This window comes from Nonomuraea rhizosphaerae (assembly GCF_019396405.1).
GTDB lineage: Bacteria > Actinomycetota > Actinomycetes > Streptosporangiales > Streptosporangiaceae > Nonomuraea > Nonomuraea rhizosphaerae.
Map to the genome: position 1 here is coordinate 1 of NZ_JAHKRL010000448.1, position 4,501 is coordinate 4,501.

Annotated in this window: 5 protein-coding genes; 4 read left to right on the forward strand and 1 reads right to left on the reverse strand. The window is 74.4% G+C overall.

Translation table 11 applies throughout. From position 1 onward, the window contains the following. The 4 genes from KME77_RS22920 to rpe all read left to right on the forward strand — a co-directional run. The coding region (locus tag KME77_RS22920; protein WP_372451211.1) for an RsmB/NOP family class I SAM-dependent RNA methyltransferase at positions 1–1,629 on the forward strand (1,629 nt) is incomplete at its 5' end. A 105-nt stretch (positions 1,630–1,734) separates the two neighbouring features. Beyond that, entirely contained in the window at positions 1,735–2,022 is a 288-nt protein-coding gene (locus KME77_RS22925) for a hypothetical protein (RefSeq protein WP_219470994.1), read from the forward strand. 92 nt (positions 2,023–2,114) lie between these two features. Further along, on the forward strand, positions 2,115–3,068 hold the full coding sequence (locus KME77_RS22930; RefSeq protein WP_219470995.1) for a phosphatase PAP2 family protein: 954 nt from the start codon (positions 2,115–2,117) through the stop codon (positions 3,066–3,068). 12 nt (positions 3,069–3,080) lie between these two features. Beyond that, positions 3,081–3,752: a ribulose-phosphate 3-epimerase gene (gene rpe, locus KME77_RS22935; protein ID WP_219470996.1), complete on the forward strand. Its 672-nt coding sequence runs from the start codon at positions 3,081–3,083 to the stop codon at positions 3,750–3,752. 57 nt (positions 3,753–3,809) lie between these two features. Here rpe and KME77_RS22940 read toward each other — a convergent pair whose 3' ends face one another. Continuing rightward, positions 3,810–4,382 carry a hypothetical protein gene (locus tag KME77_RS22940; RefSeq protein ID WP_219470997.1) on the reverse strand — a complete coding sequence of 191 codons (573 nt, stop codon included), beginning with the start codon at positions 4,380–4,382 and terminating at the stop codon, positions 3,810–3,812. Positions 4,383–4,501: the final 119 nt, after the last annotated feature.

Here is a 4,501-nt window from a genome sequence, read left to right on the forward strand (position 1 = left end):
GACAACGGGGGACAGAGCGGCGGCGGCGCAGGCCCCCCCACCGGCTCCGGCGCCGGCCGGTCCGGCCGCCGCGACAGTGGTCACCAGGGCGGTGGCCGCGGCGCCGGCGGGCGGGGCAGACCCCGGGGTCCGGCGCGTGACCAGGCCCGCAACGCCGCCTTCGACGTCCTGCGGGCCGTGGACGAGCGCGACGCCTACGCCAACCTGCTCATGCCGCGCCTGCTGCGCGAGCGGGGCGTGAAGGGGCGCGACGCGGCGCTGGCCACCGAGCTGGCGTACGGGACGCTGCGCGGCCTCGGCACCTACGACGCGATCATCGAGACGTGCGTGGACCGGGCCCCCGACCCCGCCGTGCGCGACGCCCTGCGGCTCGGCGCCCACCAGCTGCTCAAGATGCGCGTCCCGCCGCACGCCGCCGTCGGCACCACGGTCGACCTCGTACGGCTGCGCGTCGGGCCCGGCCCGGCCAAGTTCGCCAACGCGGTGCTGCGCAAGATCGGCTCGCGGACCCTCGACGAGTGGATCCCGATCATCGCCCCCGACGAGGCCGACGACCCCGCCGGGCACCTGGCGCTCGCCCACAGCCATCCGAGGTGGATCGTCAGCGCGTTCCGCGACGCCCTCGGGGCCGGCGAGGTGGCCGACCTGCTCGACGCCGACAACTCGCGGCCCCTGGTGACGCTGGTCGCCCGCCCCGGCCGCAGCTCGGTCGAGGAGCTGGCCGAGAGCGGGGCCGAGCCCGGCCGCTACTCGCCGTACGCCGCCTACCTGCCCGAAGGCGACCCCGGCAGGATCCCGGCGATCGCCGAGACCCGGGCGGCGGTGCAGGACGAGGCCAGCCAGCTCGTCGCCCTGGCCCTGACCCGCGTGCCGCTGGACGGGCGGGACGAGCTGTGGCTCGACATGTGCGCCGGGCCGGGCGGCAAGGCGGGCCTCCTGGACGCCATCGCCACCTATGGCGACCTCGCCGCCCTCGACGCGGCATTCGCCTCGACCGACGATAAGGACGGCGACCCCGCCGGGACGGGTGACGCCGCCGGGGCTCATCGCGCCGTCGAAGCCGGTGGGCCGGCCGACGCCTCCGGCGAGCGCCACGGGTCCGCTGCCGGCGTACGGACGACGGCCTTCCCCGGCGGGGCCCGGCTGGTGGCCTCCGACGTGCAGCAGCACCGCGCCCGCCTCGTCTGGCAGACCACCCGGGACGCCGCCGTCGTCACCGCCGACGGCACCGAGCCCGCCTGGCGGCCCGGCGTGTTCGACCGGGTGATGCTGGACGCGCCCTGCACCGGGCTGGGCGCGCTGCGGCGGCGTCCCGAGGCGCGGTGGCGGCGCGACCCCTCCAGCATCGCCGAGCTGGGACGGCTGCAGCGCCGCCTGCTCGACTCCGCCCTGGACGCCGTGCGCCCCGGCGGCGTGGTCGCGTACGTCACCTGCTCGCCGCACCTGGCCGAGACCCGCGTCGTGGTCGGCGACGTGACCCGGCGGCGCGACGACGTGGAACACCTCGACGCCCGCGACTACCTCCCGGAGGTCGAGGGGCTGGGCGACGGTCCGTACGCCCAGTTCTGGCCGCACCGGCACGGGACGGACGCGATGTTCCTCGCCCTCCTCCGCAAACGCCCCGCCTGACGGCAGGCTTCACCTGTTCGGCACGGTCATCCGGGGCGAAAGCCCTATGTTGTGAACTCCCCTGTCGTCGACGGCGATTGCGAGTGGCGTGTGAACCGGCGAAACGTGCCTGTCTTAGTCATCCTGACCCTGGCCACCCTTCCGATGCTGAGCACCGCGGCACCTCCTGACTGCCGGGTCGACCACCTCACGGACGCCCAGTACGCGGCCCTGCCCGGGCTGCCGGCCGAGTTGGAGAAGGAGGCACGGGCCGCACCCGCCCCGAGCCCGTCCCCGGAAGAGCGCAGCGCGTACGGGGATCATGAGAAGGCGGGGGCCGTGGCGCCGATCGGCGAGGCGAGGCTGCCCGCCGGATGCTCCCGCGGCGATTCGCGGAGAGTGGAGGCCGACTGACGGCCGCGACACGGTGATCGTTCCTGGCCTCGATCGAGTGGGGCCGGGCGCACGCTGGAACGCGGCCGAGGCAAGCGACGATCAGGAGCGACGTGGACCTCATCGAGGAGCTTCATCGAGCGGAGCTCGCCCCGATCGTCTGGCTGCAGGGGCTGCCCGGCGAGCCGGTGATGCGGGCCGTCACGCTGCTCGGCACCCAGGGCTTCTTCCTCTTCCTCGTCCCCGTCCTGTACTGGTGCGTCAGCCCGCGCCTGGGCCTCCGGCTGGGCGTGACGGTCCTGGCCGCCGCCTGGGCGAACGCCGTCGCCAAGCTCCTGTTCCACCAGCCCAGGCCGTACTGGATCGACGCCCGGGTGCGCCCGCTGGCCGTCGAGCCGTCGTTCGGCCTGCCGTCGGGACACGCGCAGAACTCCGTCGCCGCCTGGGGGCAGCTCGTCCGAGGCAGGGCTGCGTGGTGCGCGGCGGGCCTGCTCATCGGGCTCGTCTGTCTGAGCCGCCTCTACCTGGGCGTCCACTTCGTCTCCGACGTGGCCGGAGGGCTCCTGCTCGGCCTGGCCGTGCTGGGGCTCGTCCGCAGGCTCGAAGGGCCGGTGTCGGCCTGGTGGCGGAAACAGCGGTTATGGAGGCAACTGGCCGCCGCGGCGGCGCTGTCGGCGGTGATGCCGGTCGTGGCGGCGCTCGCCAACGCCCCGCACGCGGGCTGGCGGCCGCCCCTCGCGCCGGGCGCGAGCGAGGCCGAGAGCCTGACGACGGTCGCCGTCATGGCGGGCGGCCTGTTCGGCCTGCTCGCGGGCGCGTCGATCATGCGCGGGATCGGCTGGTTCGACGTGGACGGCCCCGCGCGGGTGAAGTGCGCCCGCTGGGCGCTCGGCGGGGCTGTGTCCGCGATCATCTGGTACGTCCTGGGCACTGTGCTGCCGCCGACCGGGATCTCCAGTTTCGTCCAGTACGCGGCGCTGTCGCTGTGGGTGCACCTGGGGGCGCCGGTGATGTTCATCAGGCTCGGACTGATGTCCCGTGCCACCCCGGCAGGCGGCGTTCAATAGACTCGGACCATCATGGCCGTACAGATCTCGCCCAGCATCCTCGCCGCCGACTTCGCCAGGCTCGCCGACGAGGCCGCAGCAGTCCCCAACGCCGACTGGCTGCACGTGGACGTCATGGACTACCACTTCGTCCCCAACCTGACCCTCGGGCTGCCCGTGGTCGAGGCGCTGCGCAAGGCGACCCCGACGCCGCTCGACGTCCACCTCATGATCGACGACCCCGACCGCTGGGCGCCCTCGTACGCGGAGGCGGGCGCGGGCAGCGTGACGATCCACGCCGAGGCGTCCAAGGCCCCGGTCCGCACCCTCCGCCAGATCCGCTCGCTCGGCGCCCGGGCGGCCCTCGCGTTCAACCCGGCCACGGCCGTCGAGCCGTACGAGGACCTGCTCCCCGAGATCGACATGCTCCTGCTGATGACCGTCGAGCCGGGGTTCGGCGGGCAGAAGTTCCTGGACATGGTGCTGCCCAAGCTCCGCCGGGCCCGCGCCCTGATCGAACGGCACGGCGGCCAGATCTGGCTCCAGGTGGACGGCGGCGTGGACACCGGCACGATCGAACGCTGCGTGGTGGCGGGCGCGGACGTGTTCGTGGCGGGCAGCGCGGTGTACGGGGCCTCGGACCCGGCACAGGCGGTGGACGCCCTCCGCTCCCAGGCGACGCAAGCACTCCGGCCGAAGAGCTGACGACCACCCCTGACACGCTTCGGCCGGCGGCCGTCCCCATGGACGGCCCTCAGCCTCTTACGGCGTCCGGGCCGGCGGCTTGGCGTACCAGGTGGTGGTGTTCCAGGTGACGGAGCCGTGCGCCCAGGTCAGCGGGACAGAGGGCTTGAGGATGTCCGCGGCCCAGGCGTGGGCGTCGGCGTCGGTGACGGGCTGCGGTCGTGCGGCCCTGGTGACCGCGCCGAGCAGCTGCCAGCCGCTGGGATGCCGGTAGAGGGCGTACCGCTCGACCAGCAGACCGCTGCTGGTGTGCCACCCGCTGTCCGGGTCGGCCTCGTCGACGGGCTTCCAGGGCAGCAGCGAGGTCGTGCTCGCGGCGAGCCGGCGGGTGGCCCAGGACTTGGCCTGGTGCTCCGTCAAAGGCCGGGACGTGTGGCCGAGCAGGACACCCGCCAGCAGATGCCGCCCGTGCCGCCGGAGCACGTGGACGACACCGGCCGCCTCCGGCGCGGCGGCGGGAGACGCGGCGGCGGGAGGCAGCACACCGGCGGCGAAAACGGCGATGGGGTGCGTGTCCGCCGCCCGGATGTCGGCGGGCTCGGCCCGGTCGAATGCCGGACGGCCCATGGGGAGGGTCGACGCTGAGGTCACCTCGCCCACGATAGAACCTTGATCGATCCTCCGGCAGCCGAGCCGGCATACCGCCGATCGGCCGGAGCCGTGTCGGCGGCCGGCCACCATCCGGTCAGCGGCCGTCTCCCTGGAGGCCC